Genomic DNA, 1,865 nt, shown 5'->3' on the forward strand with positions numbered 1-1,865 from the left:
GCGGACTGGAAATAGGCATAGCGCACGCCCGATTTTGGCTGAGCAAGCTGCACAATGTCTTGCAGCCGCACGCCGCCCCACTGGACGATCGCCGCCCAGCCTTCCACGCACACATGCCGAATCACCATTGAGGTCAGCGGCAGCGTGTTGATCGCCGCCAGATCTAGACTGAGCGGGTTATTCACCTCGCCGTCTACGGTAAGGCGAAACGTTGCCGGATCGAGTCTGGGAGTCGCGCGAAACGAGTTAACTAACAGCGCTTCTGGCTCAATGGCGCTGAGGGGCAATTCTGGCACCGGAGCCTGCGGCTTTAGCAGCAGCTCATCCAGGCGATCGTTGAGGGGCATAAACAAGCGACCTGTGGCGCCTTCTGCCAGCGTCAGCACCGAAGTTCCCATCACCACACTCGCGCCGGAAAGTCCCAGCAGCTTCAAAAAGCTTCGCCGTGAGACTGAATCGGTTTCTGTCGGCTCCATGTCCATTTCACCTCTAGGGGTCTGTCTGAGTAAATTTGACGACTAGTCCCAAAACATCGAGTCCACTAGACGATCGCCGCCCGCTTTTAGCGCCAGCCAGGAGTGGGCGATCGCAAACACAATAACCGCAGGCACCGTAAAAAAGTGAACCACTCGCAGCGCAAACCAGCCGCCAAAGAAATCGACAATCCAGGAAAACTGAGCGGGCTTGTACATACCAATGCCGCTAAACAGTGCCAGCAGCAGGATTGGAATAATAGCCGTGTAGGCAACTCGGTGCCACGCATAAAGGCGGCGGGTTGCATTGCGGCTCTGCTGTAGCGCTTTGACATCGTTGTTCCCAACAAAACGATGTTTCCAGCGCTGCGTTGCCAGCACATAGATGCCATACCACAGCAGGTTCAGCGAGAAGAACCACATGGCGGCAAAGTGCCAGTGGCGTCCACCCGCCAGCCACCCGCCCAGTAAGCCGATCGGCGGCAGATGAATGCCAGATCGTCCCCCGAACACAGGATTGGCGTTGTAAATTTGCAGTCCGCTGGTAAGCATCATCGTCAGGCTGACGATGTTAACCCAGTGGAAGATCTTGGCAGGCATTGCCTGCACGAATCGGGCACGGGGCTTGGACGCTGATGAAGTCACTGTTGCAGTTTGTAAAGGCTCGCTGCTTCTACTTTAACCCTCGATCGACACGTTCCGGATAAATGCTACACAGTGGGTACCGAATCGTTCCCAACTGCTGTGTCTTAGTTCTTGAATATCGCGTTCGAGTTCTTAAATGCTGTGTTTGGGTTCCTAAATGCTGTGTTGAAGCTCTTAAATGCTGTGTTGAAGCTCCTGAATGCTGTGTTGAAGCTCCTGAATGCCGTGTTGAAACTCTCGAATGCTGTGTTGAAGCTCCCAAATCTTGCGTTTAGGGTTCCGTAAGCTGCGTTTGAGTTCCTCTACATCGCGTTCAAGCGCCCAAATTTTGTATTTGGGCGTCCAACGATCGCTTTTGAGTCCCCGATCGCGACCTTTGCGGGGTTGCTCCTCCTTTGCCTGTAGCAGGAGACTAGGAGGATGAGGGCTGCTTTGGCTGCATCAACTCAGTACACGATGTCCGCGGCTCAACGAATCTCAAACGCCTGAAGTCCTTCTGGCTCCTCGTACTCGACTTCTACATTTTTGACTAAAGCGGCAGGAGGTCCCTGCTGGCACCAGCCGATCATGTCCTCAACCGGATCTTCCGCACCCTCAAAAACAGCTTCGACACGACCATTGGGCAAATTCCGCACCCAGCCTGCCAACTTTAGCTCGGTTGCCATCTCTTGAGTCGCCGCGCGATAGGCAACGCCTTGGACTCGTCCAGAAACTACGACACGGGCACGAATTCGTTCACTCATACGG

The 1,865-nt window shown here is 54.7% G+C and carries 3 protein-coding genes; all 3 read right to left on the minus strand.

The window, feature by feature from the left end; genetic code table 11:
- Window positions 1-476: molybdopterin-dependent oxidoreductase (locus tag H6F43_RS00860; protein WP_190340141.1), on the minus strand; the 476-nt coding region annotated here is incomplete at its 3' end.
- A gap of 42 nt (window positions 477-518) precedes the next feature.
- Entirely contained in the window at window positions 519-1,073 is a 555-nt protein-coding gene (locus tag H6F43_RS00865) for a cytochrome b/b6 domain-containing protein (RefSeq protein WP_190340142.1), read from the minus strand.
- A gap of 512 nt (window positions 1,074-1,585) precedes the next feature.
- Window positions 1,586-1,861: an acylphosphatase gene (locus tag H6F43_RS00870; protein WP_190340143.1), complete on the minus strand. Its 276-nt coding sequence runs from the start codon at window positions 1,859-1,861 to the stop codon at window positions 1,586-1,588.
- Window positions 1,862-1,865: the final 4 nt, after the last annotated feature.

This window comes from Leptolyngbya sp. FACHB-36, assembly GCF_014695955.1.
In the GTDB taxonomy this organism is placed as follows: domain Bacteria; phylum Cyanobacteriota; class Cyanobacteriia; order Leptolyngbyales; family Leptolyngbyaceae; genus FACHB-36.